This is a genomic window from Neobacillus oceani (assembly GCF_046237595.1).
In the GTDB taxonomy this organism is placed as follows: domain Bacteria; phylum Bacillota; class Bacilli; order Bacillales; family Cytobacillaceae; genus Bacillus_D; species Bacillus_D oceani.
In genome coordinates this window covers 4,452,791-4,477,332 of sequence record NZ_CP143543.1, presented here as the reverse complement: position 1 = coordinate 4,477,332, position 24,542 = coordinate 4,452,791, and the positions used below count along the sequence as shown (strand labels likewise).

Genomic DNA, 24,542 nt, shown 5'->3' with positions numbered 1-24,542 from the left:
GAAGCAAGGGAGTTTAATGGACATAAGACGGTAAAAAACCACTGTGTAAAAAGGGGAATGTCCATGTTCAAGCAAAAGAGAATACGGGATTACGGAGTCATAATCGGCCAACTGGAGCCGGGGCATTACAATGCGATTACCGATGTTGAAGGGGTGGCTGTTGGCCATGTGACCTTGAGCGATAAACAGATGCAGACTGGAGTGACAGCCATTTTGCCGCACCAGGGAAATACATTCAAAGAGAAGCTGGTCGCCTCAAGCCATGTCATAAATGGATTTGGAAAAACGATGGGAACCATACAGATGGCTGAGCTTGGGACCCTGGAAACGCCGATTCTCCTTACAAATACATTGGCAATCGGAACGGCCGCTGATACGCTGATTGACTATATGTTGGAGCGAAATCCCGAAATCGGCCGGACTACCGGGACCGTTAATCCAATCGTCGGAGAATGCAATGATATGTTTTTGAATGATATACGGGGTAAGTTCGTAAAACGGGAGCATGTTTTCCAGGCAATTGAAAATGCTTCGTCTGAATTCAGGGAAGGTGCGGTTGGCGCGGGAACCGGGATGCTCTGTTACTCCCTGAAAGGGGGAATCGGGTCTGCTTCCCGCAAGATGGATATACAGCATGGGACGTACACAATCGGCGTGTTGGTCTTATCAAATTTCGGCATTTTAAAGGATTTATGCGTGAACGGCAAGGCGGTTGGCCAGGAATTAAAGGAAGCCATAACCCAAAAGTACAAGGAAGAGGATAAAGGTTCGATCATGGTCATCGTTGCAACGGACCTGCCGGTATCAGAAAGGCAGCTGAACAGGATTCTTAAACGGTCTGTCACGGGGCTATCCAGAACGGGTTCCATCATTACAACCGGGAGCGGTGAGGTCGTTATCGGATTTTCAACAGCTACGAAAATACCGCATGATAAACCGGAACAACTGTTATCCGTCCCCCAGATTCATGAAGAGGAGATCGACCTGGCTTTCCGGGCTGTGGGGGAAGCGACAGAAGAGGCTGTTTTGAATTCGCTTGTTACGGCCGAAGCAGTAGTGGGGCGCGACGGGAATACACGGCCTGCGTTGAAGGATTTAATCGAGGAGTCCGATATTTCTTTGAAGTAATGATAGTAGAAATTGAATCTGTTTAACGGAGACGGTTGAAAAAATAAAAATGAAAAAGGGAAAGCAGCCGCTTTCCCTTTTTGCCTATTCAAAAATATAGCTTAAAACATCCATTGCCTGGTCGATCGTTTCAACCGTTACATTTGCCCGGTTGGAAAGTTCTTTTAACGGATGGATAAGCGACTCAGGCCTGACAATGATGGTTGGTTTATTCATCGCAATGGCCATGCTGGCGTCCATCGCCGTATTCCATTGCTTGTATTTTTCACCGAAAAGAGCAATGACGATATCCGATTTTTGCATCAAAACATGAGTACGGAAATTGTTAATGTCGGATGCGGCGTCATCCTTATAGACACTTCCTGGCTGCTTCCCCAAAATATCCTCGCCGATGTTATCCGATCTATCATGGTTTGTTTGTGGACCAACAAAGGCCAAAGGAAGATTTTTTTCCTCCGCCTTCCTCTGCACTTCTTCCCGCCAATTGTCGTGAATCTGTCCGGCTAAATATACGGTCAGTTCCATTCATATCCCTCCTGGAAAGGTTGTATTATTCTCATACTAGTAGAATGGGCGATAATTATCAAAGGAATTACTTGCCGTGTCGTTTTCTATTTGAACGATAGAAAACTGGATTTTCTTTAGAGATGAAAACAGAAAAAATGCGAAATGTTTTAAATACATGCCAAAGAAGAAATCTGTGTTTGTTTCATTGATATTTAGATATGGAGAGGACTGGAATGAATATGGGCTGGTTAGTAATTGTTATACCGATAATTGGCGGGATCATTGGCATTACTCTCCAAAGAACGATACAATCTTTATGGTATAATGGTTAATTGGTGGATTTGTTACAAAAATGCCATTGGAAGGAAGTGTATTTATGAGTAATTTACCGAATTGTCCTAAATGTAATTCAGAATATACATACGAGGACGGCATCCAGTTTGTTTGCCCGGAGTGCGGGCATGAATGGACAGCGGATAGCGTCGAAAATAATGAAGATATTAAGGTCGTAAAAGACGCAAACGGGAATGTCCTGAATGACGGGGACACTGTCACAGTCATCAAGGATCTTAAAGTAAAAGGCAGCTCATCTGTCCTGAAGCAAGGCACGAAAGTAAAAAATATCCGCCTTGTTGAAGGGGACCACGATATCGATTGCAAAATTGACGGTTTCGGTGCGATGAAACTGAAATCCGAATTTGTGAAAAAAATATAAGGCAAAAAAGCAGGAGCCCGTCATCATCCGGTCTCCTGCTTTCTAATTAAACCTCAAACTCGCTCATCAATGCATGGGTATTGCCTTCTGTATCCCTAAAAAACGCCATCCACGTCTCCGTTTGGCCCATTTTGGCGATAAGGTGCGGTTCGTCAATGAACTCAACACCCTTTCCTTTTAATACATCATAGGATTCATTAATGTTTTCGACTGAAAAATAGACAACCGAGCCTGGATGAGCGAACTCCTCATTTTCAGGAGGGCTAAGGAAGAGCCGCAAGCCTCCGCAATCAAAGAATGCCAGATTGCCTGCCGTGAAAAGAAGCGTCAGGCCAAGTTTTTCTTTATAAAACTCGACCGCCCGCTCCATATCCTTGATTGGTACCCCGATTTGTCCTACTTTTTGAATTGTAGTTGTTTCCAATGTGAATTTCTCCCTTCAAGTACATGTTCAATTTTAAGAATAAGCGATTAATAGGAATAATTCTTATCCAAAATCACCTTTTTGCGGAATTGTTGTGGTGAGTGTCCAGTGTGCTGCCTGAACATTTTGCTGAATGAAACCGGGTTGGTAAAGCCAAGTTCAAATGTTATGTCTGTGATGGTCAGGCCGGGATTTTTTAAAAGCCGCTTTGCTTTTTCCACCCTGAGTTCGGATATGTGCTGATAAGGAGTCTTGCCAAAGATTTGTATGTATGTTCTTAAAAGGTGGTTGGCCGACATGCAGGAAGTACGGGCGATATCATCCAAACTTATTGCCGTATCAAAAAACGATCGTATGTATTCATGGGCGATGCTGATTCTCCGGTATAATTCCTCACGGGTCGAGCTTCGGACAGCCTTCAAGGATTCAACCTCTCTTAGGGTTTTCAGCTGTCCGAAAAGAAGAGATTGCATTAACTGGTGGAATTGCTCCTCATAACCCAGTGGAGTCTCCTTAAGGATGGCCAGGTTTTCCTTAAACGCGGATAGCCGGTTGTCCAGGCTCGGCGCAAGGGGATACGTTTTTTCAAAAAAACCAATCGAATCCGAATCCTTAAACGGATCGGTTAACAGCGCGTTTGAAGAGGCGGACATTGCGCCCAAAACTTCTCCCGCGAAGCCATCCCTGAAGAAAATGCAGAAAGATTCCACTTCTTCCTTTTGGTCAATCGAAATGGTGTAATCGCCTTCATTCAAGAGCAAGTACCTTTTTTCCTCAACGGCAAAGAAACCCTTATTCGTCTTGTATAGCGCCTTTCCATTGGAAAAGGTTTTGATGGAAAGCTGCCCGGAGCCTTCCCAATTGAATTGGTTGCTTTTTGCATGCAAAACAAAGTTTGTTGAATGTTCCTTCGCCATGGCATCGACTCCAGAAGTAGAAATTTTCAGATAACAGTAGTATACCATGAGGGTTGGCTAAGCGAGTATGGTTTGGAGGAAATAACTAGTTACATGCTTGTATTTATAGGGCAATCGATCTGGATGAAGACAGTTTTGAAAGGGAAAGTGGGGTATGAGTGTCTTCATATCCCCGATGAAGACAGTTTCGGGTGCGAAAATCGATTGAAAGTGTCTTCATGTCCTCGATGAAAACAGTTTTGGATGCGCTAACCGGATGAAAGTATCTTCATGCCCCGTATGACTTTATTTTCATTGTATAACCCATAAAAAAGGGTTCGCACACTGTGCAAACCCTAATCATTCACCATTCCTGCGGTTCGTAATTCAATTCCGCAAAAAGGCGTGTTTTCTCTTTCTTGGTTAGGTCTCGCCATTGTCCGACAGGAAGGTTCCCTAATTCAATATTCATAATCCGAATCCGCTGAAGCCGGTACACTTCGTATCCCAGAGCCTCGCACATACGACGGATTTGGCGGTTCAGCCCTTGTGTAAGAATGATTTTAAAATCAAATTTTGATAGCTGTTCCACTTTGCATGGTAGAGTTTTCGTACCGAGGATTCTGACCCCTTCGGACATGTTTTTTAGAAACTCTGGGGTAATGGGCCTGTCGACGGAAACAATGTACTCCTTCTCATGCCTATTTTCCGAACGCAAAATTTCATTGACGATATCGCCGTCGTTCGTCAGGAGGATGAGCCCTTCCGAATCCTTATCAAGCCGGCCAATGTTGAAAATTCGCAGCGGGTGGTTGACCAGGTCGACGATATTGCCTTTTACATTCTTTTCCGTTGTACTTGTAATGCCTACTGGCTTATTTAAAGCAATATAAACATGATTCCTGGCAATCCGGATTTGTTCGCCGTTCACCCGGACATCGTCGCCTGGGTTAACCTGGCTGCCGATTTTGGCGATTTTTCCGTTTATGGTCACTCTGCCATCCGCAATGAGTTTATCAGCGCCGCGCCTCGACGTTTTACCAGAGTCGCTAATGAATTTATTAAGCCGCAAGGTGATACCATCCTTCTGAATGAAATAGTTCGCTTCTTTTAAAATACAATAAAACCAACTGGAAACGCAAAATTCAGTGAAAATTAACCTTCTTTCTCTTTAACCTGCAGCCATCAAAAATAAACTTTCGTTAAAGGGTCGCCCTTAGTTCCTATCGGTAAAATGAGGACCATTTAACCTGGACAGGCCTTTTGAGACAGCGAACCCCAAGAATAGCTGTACTACTTAATAATCTAATTACATTGCATAACTTGAAAGGAGAAATAATATTATTCTAGTAGGCGGATGACTTATATTTCGTTAATAGAAGGGGTGGTGTTAATTGAAATTCCTGCAATCGAAGGCTTGGATTTTGTTGTTCCTCATTCAGATTTTAATGTTAATTATAAGTCTTTCAGGCGAAAATGGACCAGTTGGCGAAGGTTCGGTTTTACATGCCTACTTGTCCAATGACCAGTCGGAAACCGGTATTGAATTAAAGCTGCGGGGATCATTGGTTCTTGGTATGTCATTATTTGGTTTTGCCATTTTATTAAATGCCTTTCGAAAAGGGCTTCGTTGGTCCTGGTATGTTTGCTGGGTGTATCCGTTATTTTTTGTCCTTCATATAATTGGGTTTGGAACTTTCATGCCAGACATTATCTTTTTGCTCATTTCAGTAGCAGCGCTCTTTTTACCATATAAATTATTTTTTAAATAAAAGAAAGTTTTAAGGCAACCTCATCCATATGTTGGGGTTGCCTTTTTAATAAAAAATAGACCGCCATTATTACTTAACGTTGCCAATCGGGTTACCGCGCATTCCGAGACAAAGCAGGAACATGAGGATGCTGCAGCAGACAAATAGGCTGGGGACATTCCAAACCTCTGCCCATATTCCGGAAATAAACAATCCAAATGGCAAAGCGAGTTTCATAAGCATTGATGATGTACCCGCAACCCTACCCAGAAGATGGTTCGGCGTAAATTCCTGGCGGAAGCTCAAGTAGTTGACGTTGATGACGATTACCGCGAAAGTTCTTATGAACTGCGATATTCCGACAAGCCACCATGTAGTGGCAAAATTGAGGAGCAGTGTCCCTGCAAGAACGAAATACATTGCATAAAGAAAAAGCTGCCCCCTTCGAAACCGTTTCTTCAAATGGGGCATAACGAGGGCACCTAAAAGGCCGCCGACGGCTCCGATGCTCAGCATGAAGCCTACCTGTTCTTCCGTCGCATGCAAAAGGTCGACAGCATAAAACACGACAATGTTTCCAAGTCCATTAATGAAGTTTAACAATAGGATAATAATGGTCGGCGCCAGCAAAAGCTTATTTTGGATAAGCTCGTCCCAGCCTTCCTTCATTTCACCGCGAATCGAAGACTGCCCTTTCTGATTTACCGGAATGGTGGTTTTAGGGATAGCCGTAAGCTGGACGAGAATGAGCGAAATCAATAATAAAACCAAATAGACGATGAAATTGGCTTCATAGGAAAGCCATGCGATCATCATTCCGGCGATTCCGGGGCCAATCATGTTCATTAATGTGTTCGCGAATGAGAAGTGGGAATTCGCTTCTGTCAGCTGCTCTTTCCCGAAAATTTGCGGAAATGCCGAATGCTGCGCATTGCCGAAAGCATATCCGGCTGTCGATATGATGAAACCAATCAGGTACATATGCCAGATTTGCAATTGGTCCGATGCAAGCAGGAGCACGAGGGCAAGCATACAGCAAACCTGGACGAGTGTCGTGGAGAACATGACTCCTTTCCGGCTGTAACGGTCAACAAGTACGCCAATGATCATTCCAAATACAATGTTAGGGATGAACTCGATTGCCCGCATTGTGGACATCGCGCTTGCGGACTGGGTCAGCTTGTAAATAAGCAAAGGAAGGGCGACATAGTAAAATTGAAAACCAAACGACCAAATAAGGCCGCTTGTCCAAAGCAGAAGGAAGTTCCGCTGCTTCCAAAGCGAAGGCTTTGGCTGTGGTTCTATTTCCGATTGATAGGCGACTTCCATGAAAAGTGTATCCCCCTATGTTTTCTATATATTCATAGTGTTATATTCTAGAAAAATGGAAATATCCCTTTTTTAGAAAAAACAACCCAGGTGGATGCGAAACAGGAAAACCCCATTTCAACATGCGCGAGGCAGACCGCGCCGCCGAAATGAGGCTGGAAGAATTATTTGCTTACTGCAGTAGCACTATTTTCCAATGTGGATTCAGAACCGGTTCGTAACCAGATAGCCGCAGGTACGAGCATAAGGGAGAGGATACCGCCTGCGATTGAAAGAATATTGTAGCCTAATTGCGACGCAGCCAAACCGGCTCCTACACCGGCCAGAGCCCCAGCAAGCGAAATTAAGACATCAACAGATCCTTGCGTTTTCGCGCGGGTATCCCGGTTTGTTGAATCAACGATGAGGGCAGTGCCGCTAACCAAGCCGAAGTTCCAACCGAGTCCGAGTAAAGCCAAGGCTGTTGTGAGCAGAAACATCGATTCGGGAGGGGCAAAGGCGGCAAGAAGTCCAGCTCCGAGCAAAGTGACCCCGGATGCGATGGCAATCGCACTGCGGCCGGCCCTATCGACGAGCTTGCCGGTAAAAAGGGACGGGAGATACATGAAGCCCGCATGTATGCTGATTAACAGCCCGACATTCCCGAGTCCATGCCCATGATGACCCATGTGGACAGGAGTGATGGCCATGATTCCGACCATGACGCTGTGGCTGATGACCATAACGGCTGTCCCGATAAATAACCCTTTTTTGCTTTGCTGCCTGGCAGAAGTGGCGCTGCTATGGGCAGTGGTTTCGCTTTTTGGCGGTTCGATTGTTTTGGCCAAGAGGAGCGGATCCGGGCGAAGAAATATAAATAATACAAGCCCCGCAAACGTGAAGGCCGCCGCCGAGAGGATGAATGGCCCAGCCAAAGGTGGAATGCCGGCCAGTTTGGCAATCCCGCTCATAGCCTGGATGAGGTTCGGCCCAGCAATTACCCCGAAGGTTGTTGAAACCATGACGGTGCTGACGGCAGTTGCCCGCTGATTCGAGTGGGCCAAGTCCGTACCCGCATAGCGGGACAATAGATTGGTAGCAAAACCTGATCCATAAATAACCAGCGAGAGAAATAACAGGAGAATACTGTTGGTGACAGCAGCGGCAACTACCCCCGCAGCGCCAAGGCCACCGGCGAAGAATCCCGCTGAAAGCCCAAGCCGGCGCCCATACCGCTGCGAGAGCCTTCCAACCAGAAAAGCAGCACCTGCAGAGCCAAGAGTGAACAGAGCGGAAGGGATACCGGCGTAACGATCGGTACCTAGCATGTCCTGGGCAAGCAGGGCTCCAACCGCAATGCCCGCGGCAAGGCCCGCTCCGCCAAAAATTTGTGAAATGACGACAACCAGCAAGGTCCTCTTATAAAGCCGCTGTTGTTTTTCTGGTGAATCAATATACGTATTCCTCAACGCTGATTGGGTTCCTTCATTTTTGGGTTGTTTGGAATTGATCAATTTTTATCAGCCTTTCTGGCAAACGAATTCAGGCAATCATTTTTTCGCCATTATAGAATTTCTTAGATAAAAAATGGTTCTTTAATTATAAAATTATAATATACATCCTGGTTAGCTGCTTAACTATTTGGGAAGGAGCTGAAGGTATGAAGTCGGGAAAAATTTTTATCCATTGTATTGGCTTTTTGTCGATATTCCTGGCCGCGGCAATTTTTGTGAATCCGCTGACGGACGGAATAGGGAATGGTACAATCAGAATTCTTGTGAAGGAAAGTTTACGGCTGTTGGTGACTGTTTGCTTGTTTTGGCTGTATACGAAGAAGGTACTGAAACGAGCGAACGCCAGCTTTGGTATCAAATTGCCATTTAAGACGGACAAAGAATGGATTTTAATTGGGCTTGGAATGCCTTTTTTAGTAATCGTATTTTATTTCCTAACGCAATATTCTGTTTTTGAAGTTCAGACGGAGCTTTCTATTAAAACTGTTTTGCCGTTGCTGGTTGGTTCATTTATTGTTTCATGCTCCGCAGGCATCATAGAGGAAGTACTATTCAGGGGCTATTTGTTCAAACTGATAAAAGGAAAATGGGGAGCACTGGCAGCTATAGCCGCAACCTCCGTTTTGTTCGGGGCCCTTCATCTCCTAACGGTTGGCAGCATGCGGTTGCTCGATGCATTGCTAATTTTGTTCGCTGGTACTCTCGCGGGGGTTCTGTTTTCGCTAATTATGCATAAGACAGGAAACCTTTGGAATGCAGCCGCGGTGCATATCCTATGGAATTTCGTTCTTAATCCAAGAATTGTGGGCTTTACGAAGGGAGCGAATGAAGCTGGGGTGTCTCTCCTCAGTGCCCGTTTTGAATCGGATCATATATGGGTCACTGGCGGCGCATTCGGGATTGAAGCGGGCCTCCCGGCAATGGTTCTTTATAGTGCGGTCATCTGGTGGCTTGTTGTTCGAAAGCCTGGAGTCGATATAAAAGAAAAAAGCAGCCTAAATTAACGAAGGCAGCCGCTTGCTAGTTATTTCGGAGGCCTTTGTAAAATTCCAAATTTCGCAAGGCTAACAAACGTCTTTAACATGTCATAAATACGCATGTACTTCCTCCCTTATTAAAATGGTAATTTACTAATACTCATTCTTTCTATAAAGTGTAAGTGTACAAACTTACGAAACAGGAAGTGACAGGATGGGGAAGGCATACAGGGAACAAATGAAGCAACACAAGGCAAATGCCTTTTTAAAAGGGCTTGCGATTACACTTTTGATAGCGCTCGCCGCAAAGTTTTTATCAGGATTATCGTTTCTGTCGATAATGGGCCAGCTTGTGATTGCGATTCTACTGGGAATGGCATGGAGGGCCGCATTTGGATACAAGGGAGAATTGAAGCCTGGAATAACCTTCACGAACAAAAAATTGCTCAGATTGGGAATTATTTTACTAGGAATGAGACTGAACCTTGCGGACATTTATAATGCAGGGGGAAAGGTATTTCTTTTGGCTTCGCTGAACATTGTTTTCGCCCTGCTGGTGGTGTATGGTTTATGCCGGTGGTTCGGGGTTGAAAAAAAGCTTGGCATCCTAACCGCCTGTGGAACGGCGATTTGCGGAGCGGCTGCCATCGTCGCCATATCTCCGCAAGTGAAGGCAAAAGAAGAGGAAACCGCTGTCGCAGCAGCTACTATAGCTATTTTGGGTACTTTATTTACACTTGCGTATACATTTTTATATACGGTTCTGAACCTGACCCCGACAGGATATGGGGTATTTTCCGGCGGGACATTGCATGAAGTTGCACATGTCGTGGCAGCCGCAGCTGCCGGAGGGAATGAGGCGGTTGATCTTGCAGTTATCGTAAAATTAACACGTGTCGCACTGCTCGTTCCGGTTGCGCTGGCGATAGGCTTTTTCATGCAGCGAAGCGAAAAGGAAGGCGGAAAAAAAGCGATTCCGATGTCAATCATTCCGTGGTTCATCCTGGGATTCCTGGCCATGAGCGGCTTTAATACGCTAGGAATTGTATCGGAAACCGTTGCAGGATACATCGTGACCGCGGCTTACTTGCTCATCGCGATGGCAATGGCTGCATTGGGGATGAATGTCGAAATTAAGACATTCCGGAAACTGGGTATGAAGGCTTTTGCGGCTGGGCTCGCAGGTTCTGTACTTTTAGCGGTTTTCGGGTATTTGCTCGTACATTTCTTTCATTTGAATTAAGAAGGGACAAGCCAGGGATGCTGGCTTGTTTTTTTCATTTTTGAGAAGAAAAAGTGGTAATTTCGTTCATATGAGGACTGGTTTCGGTCTTGCAGGCATTCGAAGAGGCCAAACCCCTGTTACTATTCGGCTAACCAGTACTATTTTCGATAAGCAAGGCGGACAGGTATCCCTACTAACAACAGAAAGGGCATTGGCATATAGTATTCCAAACCAAATTGTCTTTTAGGATGTGAACCCTTGAAAAATATAGCTATTGTCCACAGGATTAAAACGAATATTATTGCCCAGAACGGAAACATCAACATTGGTTCTACCGTCCAAAACAGCCATACTTCTAACTTTAAAATAGCGGGAGCCTCCTTGGCTTTTGGCGATTTTTCAAACGTAATTGAGATCGAGAACCAAACAAAAGCGATTGACATCAATACGGGGCAAACCGGCGGGGAAGCGGAGTAGAACGTTCTTTTAACCAATTGGAGAACCTGGGCATATATATAACCAACGCCATGTTGGGAGGAGAGAGCATGCCCACGAATATCAATATATACAGCATAAAAATAAACAATATATCCAATAATGGCTCCCTGAACATAGGTGACGCCCTTCACAATTCGCCTACCGCCAACACGAAATCGCAAGGGGTCAACTCCTCTTATGGCGATCTTTCTCCAACCACATCCGGTATGGAAAATGTATTCATCGATCCGGATGTGAACGATCAAGGGGATGTTGCAAATCCAGCAAACGTAAATGCCAACCAGTATTGATGCGTATTTTTTTGAAAGGAGTACACAATGCCTTATTTCATAAATATATTCAGCATGAAAACGAACGGAATAACGACAAACGGGAACCTTGATGTAGGGGCGGTTATTCATAATAGTCATACTGCCAACGCGAAGTACGTTGGAGCGAACATATCCCTGGGTGACTTGTCGCCAACGACATCGTTCATGGGGGCAAACAACATTGACCCCGATATAAGCGACCAGGATCAAATCGCCAATCCATCATTGCCTATAAGCAATCAATTTTAGAGGAGGACTGTTATGCTTCCTTTTCCGTTTTTTAAAGGCGGGCTGCCAAAGTGGCTGAACCAGTCATTCGTGAATAATGACATTACAAAATTTGTGGAGGACATGGTGCAAAAGTCCATTACATCCTCAATGAAGCATGTTGAAATGGCGGACATCCTGCATGCGGAGCGGGAAGAGGCCATGCAAACAAATCCAATAGAATCATTTCAGGTGACCACCTTTGAAAGCCACGACCATGTCTACGTAAGAATGTATATCAAGAATGCCGAGCAGCTTTCGAATTTAAAAATCTACCATAATACCAATCAATTGATTATTGAAGGGCTGCCTACCCCGGAATCGAGGCATGTCCTTACATTGCCATCGATGGTAAAAATGAAGGATTCGGTTTCCGAATACCGGGATAACTATCTGCAGATTAAAATGAAGAAGAGGATGGACCCGCAATTTACCGAAGTCGCAGTCCCGCCCATGGAGTAGCCTTTTCCAGGTGGACCATTCTTTTTAAAAGAAGGGGGACATACGGATGGATATGGATAAAATTAAACAATGGATCGAAATGACCCAGCAGTATCAAAACGGGCGGTTTTGGGAGATGGTGTTTGAAGACAATCCCCCGGGGGATGCCTTGGAAGACCAGCCTGTACGCCAAGCAAAACAAAAACAAGGAAGTTACCCGAATACGGATATTTTCCTGACGGACAGGGATGTTATTCTATTACTCGAAATCCCGGGGGCAATAAGGGAGGACATTGCATTATCGGTTTCAGGCAGCAGGCTTACAATAAAAGGGGTTCTCCAGGCGCCGATGATTAATGGGGTCACCGTACAAACCGAACGGAAATACGGAGAGTTCCAAAGGATTATTGACCTTCCGGAGCCTACCGAAAGCAAGGACATTCATGCAAGGTTCGAAAATGGGCTCCTGATTATTACGTATCCAAGAAGGTATGTAAGGGAAGAAACCATCTTAATCCGCTGATTTTATAAAGTTGGGTGGGGGCCAGGTTATGCCTTTTAAAAAATCGGAACAGGAAAGAAAGACGGAAGGTACCGACCATCTTGAAAAAAAGCTCTTCCTTTACATCCAAAAAACAGTCAATGCGGAAATGGCGCCAATCTATCAAATGTTGAATCAGTTTGCTCGGCACATTTCGAAACTTGAGAACCGTGTTTCTGATTTGGAAAAAATGTACACTGAAAGCGGGGCGATCCATGAACGGTATCTGGAGGATTCTGCTTGCGGCGGCAAAGGAAATTCGGGGGGCGTGCCTCCTGTTATTTTTCAAGAAATCAAGGTTGATAAACTGTTCATTGAAAAATTTGACCAGGCAAACAACCTGGGGACTATTGGCATTAAAGAGCTAAGCGGCCATCTAAACATCGGAACGACATACGAAAAGGCAGGCCTTGAAGAAGCAGGAGCGGAAATGAAGGGCGAGTATGAGGAACTAAAGGAAAAGTATAAGCAAAAGATGGACGAAATGAAGGGAAAAGGGAACAAGGATGGTTCCCGATAAATGCTGATGAAGGTGCATCAGCATTTTGTTTTTGTAAGTGGCAGCAAAGGGCCAATAACCATAAAGGCTATTTTTCCCGGTTCATAAGAGCCGGGTTATTTTTTTTGCGTACATATTCTTTTGAAGAAGGATGTCCGGCGGTAACGTGAAGTAATAGCGTAATGTGAACAAAGCGGTGTCTAATCTTTAGAAGAAAGTGTTTAATTTGTCTGCTGTTGTGATATTGAATTCATAAGTAACAAAATAGGGGGGAATAAAATGTCGGAAAATCGCAAAATTGCGGAAGACCTGATTGAAGCCGTTGGTGGCAGGGAAAACATCCATTCGGTTGCCCATTGTGCAACCCGCCTGCGAATTATGGTGAACGACAAGGAAAAAATTGATCAGGAAAGAGTTGAGGAGATTGATAAAGTAAAGGGGGCCTTTTTTAATTCAGGCCAGTACCAGGTAATTTTTGGAACAGGGACAGTCAACCGCATTTATGAAGAGGTATCCCAGTTTGGGCTGGAAACAAAATCTGCTTCCGATCAGAAGAAGGATGCAATCAAGTCGGGGTCCAGGTTCCAACGGGCAATTCGGACGTTCGGCGATGTGTTTGTGCCGATTATTCCTGTCCTCGTGGCCACTGGGTTGTTTATGGGGGTCCGGGGCCTCGTCATGCAGGAAGAAATTCTCGCGCTCTTTGGCATAACACCCGACCATGTACCGCAAAATTTCCTATTATTTACGCAAATCTTGACTGATACCGCCTTTATTTTCCTTCCAGCACTTGTAGCATGGTCGACATTCAGGGTATTTGGCGGGACGCCGATTATTGGGCTTGTGTTAGGTTTGATGCTTGTCAGCCCGTCATTGCCAAATGCGTGGGGGGTAGCCGGCGGTGACGTTGAACCGCTCCAATTCTTCGGATTCATCCCTGTTGTTGGGTATCAGGGGTCGGTTTTGCCTGCTTTCATCGCGGGGATTATCGGGGCAAAGCTGGAAAGGGCGGTAAGGAAGCGTGTTCCTGAAACACTTGATCTTATTGTTACTCCATTCATCACCCTTCTCGTAATGATTTCGCTTTCATTGCTCGTTATTGGACCGATTTTCCACACCGTTGAACAAGGTATTTTATCAGTGGCAACAGATGTCCTTTCCTGGCCGTTTGGAATTAGTGGCCTGCTGATAGGAGGCCTTAACCAAATTATTGTCATTACCGGGGTTCATCATGTTTTCAATATGCTTGAAATCCAGTTGCTTGCCAACTATAACAGCAATCCATATAACGCAATCGTAACTTGCTCGGTTGCGGCACAGGGCGGCGCTGCCCTTGCGGTTGGCCTCAAGACCAAAGCAGCAAAATTGAAAGCACTGGCATACCCATCCTCGCTGTCGGCTTTATTGGGAATCACTGAGCCGGCGATTTTCGGGGTTAATCTCCGTTACGGCAAGCCGTTTATCATGGGGCTCATTGGCGGCGCGGCCGGGGGATTTTTGGCGTCAATCCTTGGCTTGAAAGGTACGGGAATGGCGGTTACGGTTATCCCGGGGGCGCTCCTCTATTTAAATGGGCAAATCCTGCCGTACATCCTCGTCAACCTCGTGGCGATTGCGGTCGCTTTCGCGCTCACCTGGATGTTTGGATACTCGGATAAAGTTAAGAAGGAAATCGAACATCAGTAAGATTCACAGGAGGCAGGGCGTTACTTGCCTCCTTTTTTAAAAAGAAGGCAATGCAAAAATGGGGATGTAAATGACACAAGGAGGTTTGCTGATGACTGATAAGGAAACTCTCCTCGTCCAGAAAGCGTATGAGGAAGTTGATAAATACAAAGAGCAGGTGGATACGGACCCGTACCGGCTGAATTACCACCTTATGCCTCCGGTCGGATTGTTGAATGACCCGAACGGACTTGTCCAGTACAAGGGTACATACCATGTGTTTTACCAGTGGAACCCTTTTGATACGGCTCATGGGGCGAAATTCTGGGGGCATTATTCATCAAGGAATATGATTCACTGGCGTGAAGAGCCGATTGCCCTCGCCCCGAGTGAGTGGTATGAGCGGAATGGCTGCTATTCTGGCAGTGGGGTTGAGTGGGAAGGAAAACTGTATCTTTTTTATACCGGGAATGTCAAACTGGACGATGGGACGCGGGAGACGTATCAATGTGTGGCGGTGTCCCGGGATGGCATCCATTTTGAAAAAAAGGGCCCAATCATCAAGCTCCCGGAGGGGTATACGGCCCATTTCCGGGATCCAAAGGTTTGGTGGAAAAACGGCCGCTGGTATATGGTCATCGGTGCCCAAACCGTGAATGGGAACGGGGCCGTGGTCCTGTTTTCCTCAGATGACCTGCAAAGCTGGAGGGAATCGGGACAGATTGCGGGAGAAGGGATGAATGGCCTGGCGGACTTCGGTTATATGTGGGAGTGCCCGGACCTGATCCGTCTGGACGGGAAGGATGTTTTGCTTGTGTCGCCCCAAGGATTGGATCCAAGCGGCCACTTTTACAATAACTTGTTCCAATCGGGCTACTTTGTCGGAACACTGGATTATGAATCGGCCCAATTCAAGCATGGCCCATTTACCGAGCTTGACCGTGGGTTTGATTTCTATGCGCCGCAAACATTTGTTGATGATAAGGGGAGAACCATCCTTTACGCCTGGATGGGGATCACTGATGAGAATGAATCGTCCCACCCGACTCTACTCAACCGTTGGGTCCATGCACTGACCATCCCCCGGGAGTTAAGACTTCACGGCGATAAGGTTTATCAGCGGCCAATTTATGAGCTCTCTTTGCTGCGAAAAGAAAGAGTGGAATACCAGAATGTCGAACTTGCCGGAAAGGCAACTCAATTCAATGGGGTCGTGGGAAAATCAGTTGAATTGCTGTTAGATAGCCTTAAAGTGAAGAATGGTGGGTTCCGTATCCGGTTTAGAAGCGAGGCCGAACTATTTTACGATTCCGATAAACCGGAGATTAGCCTAATAAGGAAAAATTTTAAAACAGGCGAACCGGAAAGAAGAACATGCGCGATCTCGGACCTAACACAGCTAAGGATTTACATGGATCATTCTTCATTGGAAATCTTCGTAAACGAAGGCGAAGAAGTATTTACAGCACGTTATTTCCCCAAGATGGAGGACGAAACAATTGTCTTTTATGGAAAGGCTAGCTTCTGCCTTGTAAAGTGGGATTTGGATAGGCTGAAGATTCAGCGGTACAAATCTTAAAGATATGAATAGAATTCTATGTTTTAGGGAAGCCCTGATTGACTACATTCCCCTTCACTCCATTTAAGGCTATCTTATTTCCAAATGAATCCTCATATGGAATCAGGATATAGGCTTTTAGGCAGAAATTAGGTTGACAGATTTGTCGGAATGTTATAGTCTAATTTGTATATAATTTAATAGAACCACCTCACTTTCACAGTGGGGTAGAGGCGCGGTATTTAACAGTCTTTAGTGGAGCCTGAGAAGCATCGAGACTAGGGAGAAGGAAATACCGCCGAAGTGGGCCATATACTCAGTATTGCCTGCTGGGCCTGCAGTGAATAATTGCAGGACTGTCTCAATGAACTGCCCGGTTTATTGAGTTGTGCTATCTCATTGGGGTAAAGAGAGGATTTGGGCGCAAACTATACATGTTGCGGCCTGAGTTTATCTCAGGCCGCTTTTTGGTGTATTCATTCATTAAAAATGAAAGGGGAAGTTAAGGGTGAAAAAAAGGGGTACATTATTTCTGGCAGTATTGCTTACCGCAATCCTCGTATTGGCCGGTTGCGGAGGTACAGACAGTTCAAAATCGGGTTCGAATGGCAAGGAAGAAAAGGATACTTTCAAAGTAGGGCTTGAGGCCGGCTACGCGCCTTTTAACTGGTCGCAAAAAGACGATTCAAATGGAGCTGTCAAAATTTCTGGATCATCTGAATACGCTGGCGGCTATGATGTGGAAATTGCCAAGAGAATCGCCGATGGCCTCGGCAAGGAACTGGTCATTGTCAAAACAGAATGGGATGGCCTTGTACCGGCATTGACTTCCGGCAAAATCGATGCGATTATCGCAGGGATGTCACCAACGGAAGAACGTAAAAAAACAATCGACTTTTCGGATAACTACTATAAATCGAATCTCGTAATGGTTGTGAAAAAAGGAAGCAAGTATGAAGGAGCGAAATCAATTAACGATTTCAAAGGTGCGAAGGTAACCGCGCAGCTGAATACATTCCATTACTCCGTCATTGACCAGATCGAAGGCGTCAAGAAAGCGACAGCGATGGATAACTTCCCGGCAATGAGGGTCGCACTTCAATCGGGCATCATTGATGGATACGTTTCCGAGCGCCCTGAAGCGGTGAGTGCTTCAGCCGCGAACGAAAACTTTGTGATGGTCGAATTCGAGGATGGATTCAAAACATCCGAGGATGACACGGCGATTGCTGTCGGACTTAAAAAGGGAAGCGGTCTAACGGACAAAATCAATGAAATCCTGAGCGGCATTTCCGAAGAAGAACAAACAAGCATCATGGATGAAGCAATCAAGAACCAGCCGGCGGCAGAATAAAGATAGATTTCGGTGGAAACCGGCTGTGTCTTGTATACAGCCGGTTTCATGATGATATGGAGGAGGAGAGGCATGAGCATTGAATGGATTGTAAAAATCGTATCGGAAAACTGGGAGATGTTCCTCCGCGGGGCGGGCACGACGTTATGGATCGCACTCATTGGAACAATTGCCGGGGCTGTTATCGGCTTGATTGCCGGCATCATCCGGACGATTCCTGTTCCAGAACGGGGACTTAAAAAAATTGTATTGGCAATCGTTAATTTTCTTTTATCAGCATATATTGAATTTTTCCGCGGTACGCCAATGATTGTCCAGGCAATGGTCATTTATTACGGCTCCGCATTAGCATTTGACATTAATATGAATGTAATGATGGCAGCACTTATTGTTGTTTCGATTAATACAGGGGCCTATATGGCCGAAATTGTCCGCGGCGGGATCATTTCGATTGATAAGGGCCAGTTCGAGGCTGCCCAGGCTATTGGGATGAACCATATCCAGACGATGGTCAACGTCGTTTTGCCGCAGGTTGTCCGAAACATTTTGCCTGCAACAGGGAACCAATTTGTAATCAATATTAAGGATACATCCGTCCTTAACGTTATCTCGGTATCGGAATTGTACTTCCTGACAAAATCGGTAGCGGGCAACAATTTCCGTTATTTCGAGTCATTCTTTGTGGCGTGTGTCCTTTATTTTATCATGACCTTTGCTGTAACGAAAATCCTTCGTTATTTTGAAAAGAAAATTGAAGGGCCGGATAGCTACACGGTTGTCGGCGAGGATATCCAGCCTGCAAGATAATAACTGCAGAAAGGAGGAGAACGTATGGAAAAAGTTATTGATATCCAGCATTTAAATAAGTCCTTTGGAAACCATGAAGTGTTAAAGGACATTAATTTTTCAGTCAATAAAGGGGAAGTCGTGAGTATTATCGGTTCATCCGGATCCGGCAAGTCGACGCTCCTTCGCTGTGTAAACCTATTGGAAATGCCGAGCGGCGGCCAAATCATTTACAAAGGCGAAAACATTCTTGATGACAAGCATGACCTGTTCCTTTACAGAAGGAAGCTAGGCATGGTGTTCCAGCAGTTCAATTTGTTCAACAACCACAACGTCCTCGGAAACTGTGTGGTCGGGCAAGTAAAGGTGCTTAAGCGCTCAAAGGAAGAAGCAGAAAAAGTCGCCATGAACTATTTAAAAGTGGTCGGCATGGATAAATACATTAATGCCAAACCACATCAATTGTCCGGTGGGCAAAAGCAGAGGGTAGCGATTGCAAGGGCCTTGTCAATGGAACCGGATGTCATGCTGTTCGACGAGCCAACTTCCGCGCTTGACCCTGAAATGGTCGGCGAAGTTCTAAAAGTTATGAAAGACCTTGCAGAATCAGGGTTGACGATGCTGATTGTTACACACGAAATGGAATTTGCCCGTGAAGTTTCCGATCGCGTAGTCTTTATGGATAAAGGGGTTATCGCCGAGGAAGGCAGCCCTGAGCAAATCTTCAGCAATCCAACCCAGGAACGGACAAGGGAATTCCTGAAAAGGACATTAAAACAGTACTAAATCGACATCCTTAGGCCTTTTCTCCTATTGTTCTAGAAAAAAATTCAAAAAATTTGGATAATAGTTGCTAATAGTTATAAAGTCCTTGTATAATTATGGTATATACTAAAATAGACCCAGGGGCAACTTATCTGAAAAGATAAGAACGCAAAGCTAAAGGGGCTAAAGCAGGAGTCCTGCCATGCCAGCCAGTTGCATTAAACAAGTCCCTCTTCTATAATTGGGTCTTTTTTGTTGGACTTTCTAAACAGTTGGAGGGAGTGGGGATGTTGCAAAAGGTATTATCAATTTTTTTCACGGCTGTTCTGATTTTGGGATTGGGCTCACCGGCTTTCGCGAATGAAGAGAAAGATGTAGCCAAAGCGGTTAGTTTGATTGAAAAGACCAATATCGAAATTTACGAAAAGGTTGAAAAAGCAGTAGAAAAGGCAGACAAGCTGCAAGCTCAGTATCTTGTGGATATTGGAAAACTTCAAGAAGGCAACACTGAAACGCATGAAAAACTAACGCAAAAATACAATGAAAAGTTAGATAAAATCATTTCGGATATTTATAAGGAAACGCTGAAAATGTCGGATAAAACGATTGCGAAGGCCGCGGAATACGGAGTAATTGCCGAATGCAGCTGGGTGCTTGTCCGTTTTGCCGATAGAGAGGTGTGGATTGACCCAGTTCGGGTAGTAAAAATTTTGCCTTAAAAATAATTCATTGAAGCAATAGTCTGAATGTTATATGATTTAATTAAGCCAACGAGTCTAAAATAGGCTCGTTTTTCTTTTCGCCTAGCTGGGAGGGTCTATGTATGGGTTTTTCTATTGGAAAAAAGGGAGAAGTTTTAGAGCGGGTTTCTCTTGGAACCTTTGATATTGGATTGCTTGCCCACGGCGGCGGTATGGAATGTATGATCCAAACGATTTCAAAAGACAACCTTTTTTATGTTTATCCGAGTGAAACCCCGAATGTTATGGAATTTTTCTATATCCTTCAAGGTGAAATGATTTGTGAAATTGATGGTGAAAAGATAAAACTTGGGCCAGGTGATTACTACAAAGCTGTTGATTTGGATGAGCCCGTCCACTTCTCTACCCTGACAGATGTTTCTTATCTATGGATGATAACGGAGCCAACTTTTTATCAACTAAGCGAAAGCCTCACAAGGTTAAAAAAGATTGTTGAAGAAGTTGAGAGGAAAGACCACCATACCGTAGAACATAGTGAACGGGTTTCAGAGTATGCCGTGAAAATTGCCAAAAAGCTTATGTTTCCAAAAGATAAGCTAGAAAGCTTATATATTGCTTCGATATTGCATGATATAGGAAAGATTAATATACCTATGGAAATATTAAATAAACCTGATAAGTTAACGGACGAGGAGTTTGCCTATATTAAACGGCACCCGGGCGATGGGGCGGAAATGGTGAAAGACCTCTATTATGAAGATATCCCCATGATTATCGAACAACATCATGAGCGGCTGAATGGGAGCGGGTATCCCCATGGCTTAAAAGGGGATGATATCCTTTTGGAAGCACGAATCATTGCGGTAAGCGATTCATTTGATGCCATGACCGAAGATCGGGCCTACCGCAAAGCCTATGATGTCCAGTATGCTGTCAATGAGCTAATCAGCATGGCTGATACCCATTATGATAGGAAAGTCGTTGAAGCGTTTGTTGAGATTTTAAAAGAAGAAGGGCGCCTCCACAGTGAAATGCTGGAGGTAAAATAAAGGAATCAATCGATGACGATTGATTCCTTTTTACATTACTGGAAAATTCCTCTCCCCTTAGAGTATGATTTGTTTCTAAAGGGCCGGTTACACTATTGGCTCCATATTACCCAAGTGCCCACGTACAGGCTTTACTTCAACGCTTCCCCCAATGCCGGTCGGTACCATGTACAGACAAACCGAAAACAGAGATTCGATTTATTGAGTGGAAATTCTTTTATATCGAACATCTGTTATAGTGTAATATAAATTAAACTATAGTTTAATGTGAATCGTTTCCAGCCGACATTATTGCTAAAATCTCGACAAATCACTTCCGGATTTGGCATGGAAAAAAACAAAAAAAGAGCACTAACAAGGTTAGCGCTGGCAATGGATTGTGTATATCTAGGAGGAAGAAAGTAAACAAGGGCAATCGCTGCCCTTATTTAATCAAAGTATATAGTAAACGATAGTTAAATTATACCTTTTTTAATAGACAAATTACGCCAAAAACCGTGTGTATGTAGAAAAATAATGATTAAAAAAACTGTTTTTTTCAAGTAAGATGGAAGGAAGTAGGAAAACTATTATTAGGAAAACAGGTGAAGCACCATGAGAAGCTTTATCCGGAAACATGTCAGTCTTGTTTTTCTTATACCCGCGCTGCTATTAACGAACGCTTTCATAACGATTCCCACCGAACTTGAGTGGGGCATTCTTTTATTCCTCTGTATTATGGTCGTGTTTGATCAAGTCAATTTGAAGGTTTTTTCCGGTTTTGGGTACTCATTTTTCAATGTCATTTTGTCGCTGATTGTATTTGATCGATTTTCGGTCGTATATGGATTTATTTATCTCTTGGTTGATAGCATAATGTCCCTCCTTCTTCAGAAAAGGGGCCGGCTTCAATCTATCCTATCATTATTGTCGATCTATACCATTATAATCATAGTCTGCAACGAATTGTATAATGGCTATTCCGATATGGATTACCAGGCCCGTTATTTAACGTCTTTATTTATGCTATTCCTAAGTGTCCTGCTGAAATATGTATATGTGTATCTTGAAACCGGGGCTGCAACTACAAAGCTTTTCCTGGATCGGTTTGGGCCAATGTTGTTTGAGGCGGGGATTGTTTTCCCAATTCTCGCTTTTTACGACCATCTCGAAATTAATCTCGTACTCATTCTTTTTCTTTCCTATTACACATTCATTGGGTTCCTGCATAAGAAATTTATCGGAATCAACCAGGCGCATATTGACATGATAACGGAAAAATTTTCAAAAAAGTATAAAGTCGAGTTCTACTTTATGGATTTAGGAGAAATAAAAGGTATATGTTACTTCGAGAAAAAAATGATCGCCATCGATGAGAAATTGGATTACCCGGAGCAGCTGCAAACGATTATACACGAGTTGCTCCACTTCAATATGAGAAGATTCAAGTTTCCAATAAAGACAGAAGAAATGATTATAACTTTTTTCGAAGCGGCCATCAGCTGGTACTGTATAGTAACGCTTAAACATAGAATCGAAGTCGATTAGGGGAGAGGGAGAGACAAATATGACTACGCCATTAGGACAGGAACTAAGAAGATTACGACTTGAAAAAAACCTGAGGCTTGAAGATGTTGCAAATGGAACGGGGATCACGCTTCAGTATATAAGCATGTTGGAAAAAGGTGACCGGAAATCTGTTTCTTTTGAAATCATGGCGGATATTTCGAGATTCTATGGAGTGCCTCTTGATTATTTCGCGGCATTTATTAAAGAGGAACAGACCCAGCCGCTCTCCGATGTTGAAATCATGCTCTGGCAGTCGATTAACGAGAAGGTACGCGATGAAATTTACTACAAGAAAGGGAAATCGCTGAAGGCTATCTTTTCAAAGCTGTTTAATTAAGTAAACAATAGTGGAACGGATAATAGTAGCGCCAGCCCCCTGAATTGATGGGCTGGCGTTTTTTGTTACAGTGGAAGATCTCTTTTTTTAAAAACATATATACCCGCAAAATAGGCAAACGTTCCAATTACGGCAAGAAGCGCCCACGATAGTCCAAGCTTTGCGGTGCCGCTCACAATGTCGGAAGGGGCGTACAAAGAATAAATGGTCATGTTCCGGAGACAGTCAATTTTTTCGCTAATTTTACCAACCAGGTCAAGGCTAAAAAAGCCTATTGCGATCGCCCCTGATATCCCTAAAGATTTTTTTCTATCGTTCGAAAGGGAAGATATCAGGAAGGAAATCCCGCCAACCGCAAAGAAAAGAAGAAAGGCCCCGATATTTAGCTGAAGGAAGCGGGCGGTATGGAAGGCGCTGGCATCCTCAATGAATAAATAAAAGCCCGTGAACCCAGAAATGGTGGTAAGGGCCATAATCAGCACAATCCCTGTTATGAGGACAAGTGCCTGGGTAAACGCGATTTTGCCCCTTGTAGTCGGAGTAGCGAGAAGGTAGGCCATTGACCCGTGGTCGACGAGTTTGGCCACCAGCTGTGTGGGAAGCATCACCTAAAAAACCGAAAACCTCGCCTTTTTTCACCTCAAAAGAGACATTGAAAATCCCTCTCCCGTTTTTAAATCGTTTTGTCAGGTTTTGAATGGCCAGCATGTTGGCACCCCCGGTGAATTGATCCCTTTCATTATAGTACTTTTGGGAACTGGAGGGTATTTATGGAAAAGAAAACAATTAGGTTCTGTAGTGATGATCTCAAGACCATTTTGAGATGTTTAGGATGAAACGGTCCTGACGGAGGTTATCAGGACTGCTTTAGGTAGGAATCTAAGATGAAACTGTCCTGATGGAGGTTATCAAGACTGTCTACGTTGGGAACTTAAGCTAAAACGTTCTTGAAGTATAAAAAAACAGGAAGCCGGCACCGGGACGCTGGCTTCCTGTTTTTATGAAAGAGATTTAACCACGGACTGTTTCAAGCGCGACTTCAATCATGTCGTTGAATGTTGTCTGGCGCTCTTGTGCGGATGTTTGTTCGCCAGTCAGGATATGGTCGCTGACTGTCAGAAGTGTAAGTGCCTTTACGCCGAATTTTGCGCCAAGGTAGTAGAGGCCTGCGGCTTCCATTTCTACTGCCAAAACTCCGTGTTTTCCAAGGCGGACAAATTCATCCTGGCGGTCAGTATAGAAAAGGTCGGAAGACAAAACATTGCCCACGCGAAGCTTCAAGCCTTTTTCTGTGCCTGTATCATAGGCTTTTTTCAACAAATCGAAGTTTGCAATCTGCGGGAAATCATAACCCGGGAAGCTGTTGCGGATGATGTTGGAATTGGTTGCCGCTGCCTGTGCGACGATGACATCGCGGATCTTTACCTCTTCCTGGATGGCTCCGCATGTCCCAATCCTGATCAAGTTTTTTGCCCCGTAGCCTTCGATGAGCTCCTGGATGTAAATCATTGCGGATGGCATGCCCATTCCAGTTCCCTGGACGGAAACGCGGTTTCCTTTATAAGTACCTGTAAAACCAAGCATTCCACGTACGTTGTTGTAGCAGACCGCATTCTCCAGGAATGTTTCGGCAATATATTTCGCGCGCAGTGGATCCCCCGGCAGCAATACGGACTCGGCTATTTCTCCTGCTTTTGCTTCAATGTGAAGACTCATTACATTTCCCTCCATAATATCGAATTGGAAAACGGTTTCATTCGCTGAAAATCTTACCATA

General features: G+C 44.5%; 28 protein-coding genes, 1 pseudogene and 3 riboswitches. Of the genes and pseudogenes, 20 read left to right on the top strand and 9 right to left on the bottom strand.

Going from position 1 to position 24,542, the window contains the following annotated elements; genetic code table 11:
* Nucleotides 1-63 precede the first annotated feature (63 nt).
* The gene (locus V1499_RS22440) at nucleotides 64-1,128 is read left to right on the top strand and encodes a P1 family peptidase (RefSeq protein ID WP_409272726.1); all 1,065 of its coding nucleotides are present in this window, start codon (nucleotides 64-66) and stop codon (nucleotides 1,126-1,128) included.
* 84 nt (nucleotides 1,129-1,212) lie between these two features.
* On the opposite strand, the gene V1499_RS22435 is transcribed toward V1499_RS22440, so the two are convergent.
* Nucleotides 1,213-1,653, bottom strand: coding sequence for a YtoQ family protein (locus V1499_RS22435; protein ID WP_409272725.1), 441 nt, complete (start codon nucleotides 1,651-1,653; stop codon nucleotides 1,213-1,215).
* Between the two features lie 358 nt (nucleotides 1,654-2,011).
* On the opposite strand from V1499_RS22435, the gene V1499_RS22430 reads away from it, so the two are divergent.
* Nucleotides 2,012-2,350, top strand: coding sequence for a zinc ribbon domain-containing protein YjdM (locus V1499_RS22430; protein WP_409272723.1), 339 nt, complete (start codon nucleotides 2,012-2,014; stop codon nucleotides 2,348-2,350).
* A 46-nt stretch (nucleotides 2,351-2,396) separates the two neighbouring features.
* Here the strand turns inward: V1499_RS22430 and V1499_RS22425 are convergent, their stop codons facing one another.
* The 3 genes from V1499_RS22425 to rluF form a co-directional block, all read right to left on the bottom strand.
* Nucleotides 2,397-2,774, bottom strand: coding sequence for a VOC family protein (locus V1499_RS22425; protein ID WP_409272721.1), 378 nt, complete (start codon nucleotides 2,772-2,774; stop codon nucleotides 2,397-2,399).
* Nucleotides 2,775-2,821: 47 nt separating this feature from the next.
* On the bottom strand, nucleotides 2,822-3,691 hold the full coding sequence (locus V1499_RS22420) for a helix-turn-helix domain-containing protein (protein WP_409272719.1): 870 nt from the start codon (nucleotides 3,689-3,691) through the stop codon (nucleotides 2,822-2,824).
* 343 nt (nucleotides 3,692-4,034) lie between these two features.
* Nucleotides 4,035-4,742 (bottom strand): 23S rRNA pseudouridine(2604) synthase RluF, encoded by a 708-nt coding sequence (gene rluF, locus V1499_RS22415; protein WP_409272717.1) that lies wholly within the window; start codon nucleotides 4,740-4,742, stop codon nucleotides 4,035-4,037.
* Between the two features lie 322 nt (nucleotides 4,743-5,064).
* Between rluF and V1499_RS22410 the strand changes: the two genes are divergently transcribed.
* Nucleotides 5,065-5,442, top strand: a complete 378-nt coding sequence (locus tag V1499_RS22410; RefSeq protein WP_409272715.1) for a hypothetical protein — start codon at nucleotides 5,065-5,067, stop codon at nucleotides 5,440-5,442.
* Between the two features lie 69 nt (nucleotides 5,443-5,511).
* On the opposite strand, the gene V1499_RS22405 is transcribed toward V1499_RS22410, so the two are convergent.
* Both V1499_RS22405 and V1499_RS22400 read right to left on the bottom strand, forming a co-directional pair.
* Nucleotides 5,512-6,750 (bottom strand): MFS transporter, encoded by a 1,239-nt coding sequence (locus tag V1499_RS22405; RefSeq protein WP_409272713.1) that lies wholly within the window; start codon nucleotides 6,748-6,750, stop codon nucleotides 5,512-5,514.
* 164 nt (nucleotides 6,751-6,914) lie between these two features.
* Nucleotides 6,915-8,243 carry an MFS transporter gene (locus V1499_RS22400; RefSeq protein ID WP_409272711.1) on the bottom strand — a complete coding sequence of 443 codons (1,329 nt, stop codon included), beginning with the start codon at nucleotides 8,241-8,243 and terminating at the stop codon, nucleotides 6,915-6,917.
* Between the two features lie 146 nt (nucleotides 8,244-8,389).
* Between V1499_RS22400 and V1499_RS22395 the strand changes: the two genes are divergently transcribed.
* From V1499_RS22395 to V1499_RS22315, 17 genes are all read left to right on the top strand, one after another.
* Nucleotides 8,390-9,247 (top strand): lysostaphin resistance A-like protein, encoded by an 858-nt coding sequence (locus V1499_RS22395; protein ID WP_409272709.1) that lies wholly within the window; start codon nucleotides 8,390-8,392, stop codon nucleotides 9,245-9,247.
* Nucleotides 9,248-9,434: 187 nt separating this feature from the next.
* Nucleotides 9,435-10,463 (top strand): YeiH family protein, encoded by a 1,029-nt coding sequence (locus tag V1499_RS22390; protein ID WP_409272708.1) that lies wholly within the window; start codon nucleotides 9,435-9,437, stop codon nucleotides 10,461-10,463.
* Between the two features lie 240 nt (nucleotides 10,464-10,703).
* Nucleotides 10,704-10,922 carry a spore germination protein gene (locus V1499_RS22385; RefSeq protein WP_409272706.1) on the top strand — a complete coding sequence of 73 codons (219 nt, stop codon included), beginning with the start codon at nucleotides 10,704-10,706 and terminating at the stop codon, nucleotides 10,920-10,922.
* Nucleotides 10,923-10,990: 68 nt separating this feature from the next.
* Nucleotides 10,991-11,233 carry a spore germination protein gene (locus V1499_RS22380; protein WP_059171704.1) on the top strand — a complete coding sequence of 81 codons (243 nt, stop codon included), beginning with the start codon at nucleotides 10,991-10,993 and terminating at the stop codon, nucleotides 11,231-11,233.
* A 27-nt stretch (nucleotides 11,234-11,260) separates the two neighbouring features.
* Entirely contained in the window at nucleotides 11,261-11,503 is a 243-nt protein-coding gene (locus V1499_RS22375; RefSeq protein WP_409272705.1) for a spore germination protein, read from the top strand.
* 12 nt (nucleotides 11,504-11,515) lie between these two features.
* Nucleotides 11,516-11,983, top strand: a complete 468-nt coding sequence (locus V1499_RS22370; RefSeq protein WP_409272703.1) for an Hsp20/alpha crystallin family protein — start codon at nucleotides 11,516-11,518, stop codon at nucleotides 11,981-11,983.
* 46 nt (nucleotides 11,984-12,029) lie between these two features.
* Complete coding sequence (locus V1499_RS22365) at nucleotides 12,030-12,485, top strand: Hsp20/alpha crystallin family protein (protein ID WP_409272701.1); 456 nt, start codon at nucleotides 12,030-12,032, stop codon at nucleotides 12,483-12,485.
* A 28-nt stretch (nucleotides 12,486-12,513) separates the two neighbouring features.
* The gene (locus V1499_RS22360; RefSeq protein WP_409272700.1) at nucleotides 12,514-13,023 is read left to right on the top strand and encodes a hypothetical protein; all 510 of its coding nucleotides are present in this window, start codon (nucleotides 12,514-12,516) and stop codon (nucleotides 13,021-13,023) included.
* A 258-nt stretch (nucleotides 13,024-13,281) separates the two neighbouring features.
* Entirely contained in the window at nucleotides 13,282-14,688 is a 1,407-nt protein-coding gene (locus V1499_RS22355) for a sucrose-specific PTS transporter subunit IIBC (protein ID WP_409272698.1), read from the top strand.
* A gap of 91 nt (nucleotides 14,689-14,779) precedes the next feature.
* A complete protein-coding gene (locus tag V1499_RS22350; RefSeq protein ID WP_409272697.1) occupies nucleotides 14,780-16,246 on the top strand; it encodes a glycoside hydrolase family 32 protein in 1,467 nt (488 codons plus the stop codon).
* Between the two features lie 199 nt (nucleotides 16,247-16,445).
* Nucleotides 16,446-16,627: riboswitch (Lysine riboswitch) on the top strand.
* 106 nt (nucleotides 16,628-16,733) lie between these two features.
* On the top strand, nucleotides 16,734-17,579 hold the full coding sequence (locus V1499_RS22345) for a transporter substrate-binding domain-containing protein (protein WP_409272696.1): 846 nt from the start codon (nucleotides 16,734-16,736) through the stop codon (nucleotides 17,577-17,579).
* 72 nt (nucleotides 17,580-17,651) lie between these two features.
* Nucleotides 17,652-18,386 carry an amino acid ABC transporter permease gene (locus V1499_RS22340; protein ID WP_409272694.1) on the top strand — a complete coding sequence of 245 codons (735 nt, stop codon included), beginning with the start codon at nucleotides 17,652-17,654 and terminating at the stop codon, nucleotides 18,384-18,386.
* 24 nt (nucleotides 18,387-18,410) lie between these two features.
* Nucleotides 18,411-19,151: an amino acid ABC transporter ATP-binding protein gene (locus tag V1499_RS22335; protein ID WP_409272692.1), complete on the top strand. Its 741-nt coding sequence runs from the start codon at nucleotides 18,411-18,413 to the stop codon at nucleotides 19,149-19,151.
* Nucleotides 19,152-19,262: 111 nt separating this feature from the next.
* A riboswitch (cyclic di-GMP riboswitch) is annotated at nucleotides 19,263-19,351 on the top strand.
* A gap of 66 nt (nucleotides 19,352-19,417) precedes the next feature.
* Nucleotides 19,418-19,849, top strand: a complete 432-nt coding sequence (locus tag V1499_RS22330) for a hypothetical protein (protein ID WP_409272690.1) — start codon at nucleotides 19,418-19,420, stop codon at nucleotides 19,847-19,849.
* Nucleotides 19,850-19,953: 104 nt separating this feature from the next.
* A complete protein-coding gene (locus V1499_RS22325) occupies nucleotides 19,954-20,880 on the top strand; it encodes an HD-GYP domain-containing protein (RefSeq protein ID WP_409272688.1) in 927 nt (308 codons plus the stop codon).
* Between the two features lie 72 nt (nucleotides 20,881-20,952).
* Nucleotides 20,953-21,036: riboswitch (cyclic di-GMP riboswitch) on the bottom strand.
* A 438-nt stretch (nucleotides 21,037-21,474) separates the two neighbouring features.
* Entirely contained in the window at nucleotides 21,475-22,407 is a 933-nt protein-coding gene (locus V1499_RS22320) for an ImmA/IrrE family metallo-endopeptidase (protein WP_409272687.1), read from the top strand.
* A gap of 19 nt (nucleotides 22,408-22,426) precedes the next feature.
* Nucleotides 22,427-22,765, top strand: coding sequence for a helix-turn-helix domain-containing protein (locus V1499_RS22315; protein ID WP_409272685.1), 339 nt, complete (start codon nucleotides 22,427-22,429; stop codon nucleotides 22,763-22,765).
* A gap of 65 nt (nucleotides 22,766-22,830) precedes the next feature.
* Here the strand turns inward: V1499_RS22315 and V1499_RS22310 are convergent, their stop codons facing one another.
* The 3 genes and pseudogenes from V1499_RS22310 to deoD form a co-directional block, all read right to left on the bottom strand.
* Complete coding sequence (locus V1499_RS22310; protein WP_409272684.1) at nucleotides 22,831-23,370, bottom strand: ABC transporter permease subunit; 540 nt, start codon at nucleotides 23,368-23,370, stop codon at nucleotides 22,831-22,833.
* 1 nt (nucleotide 23,371) lies between these two features.
* Nucleotides 23,372-23,473, bottom strand: a pseudogene (locus tag V1499_RS22305) (ABC transporter ATP-binding protein); the annotation flags it as partial.
* A gap of 303 nt (nucleotides 23,474-23,776) precedes the next feature.
* The gene (gene deoD, locus V1499_RS22300) at nucleotides 23,777-24,481 is read right to left on the bottom strand and encodes a purine-nucleoside phosphorylase (RefSeq protein WP_409272683.1); all 705 of its coding nucleotides are present in this window, start codon (nucleotides 24,479-24,481) and stop codon (nucleotides 23,777-23,779) included.
* Nucleotides 24,482-24,542: the final 61 nt, after the last annotated feature.